Source organism: Paraburkholderia sp. SIMBA_053, from assembly GCF_046534895.1.
In the GTDB taxonomy this organism is placed as follows: domain Bacteria; phylum Pseudomonadota; class Gammaproteobacteria; order Burkholderiales; family Burkholderiaceae; genus Paraburkholderia; species Paraburkholderia caledonica.
The window spans coordinates 1-269 of record NZ_JAWRXU010000738.1 but is presented as its reverse complement, the minus strand read 5'-3'; the positions used below and the strand labels follow the sequence as shown (position 1 = coordinate 269).

The following is a 269-nucleotide window of genomic DNA, read 5'->3' as shown; positions in this document are numbered from 1 at the left end:
ATTGATGTACGGCTCATTCGGGAACTTCGCGTGGAAACGCTTCTTGAAGTCGTTGCTGGCGGGCGTGTCGACTTCCTCGACGTAGTTCGCGGTCACGTACATGTCCTTCAATGCAGGCGGTTTGAAGCGCTTGTGCTCATACGCCTGACCGACGTTCACCGAACTCGCCATTGGCAGATTCAAATGTGCCGAGGCCTGCTGCTCGTAGTACGACGCCTGATTCGCGCCGACCAGCAAGGTCACGACAAAATCGGGCTTGGCCTTCTGGA

General features: G+C 56.5%; 1 protein-coding gene. It reads right to left on the bottom strand.

Annotated features, from left to right (window positions below):
• Positions 1–269 (bottom strand): ABC transporter substrate-binding protein (locus tag SB753_RS37535; RefSeq protein ID WP_410805221.1); only part of this gene is annotated, 269 nt, incomplete at both ends.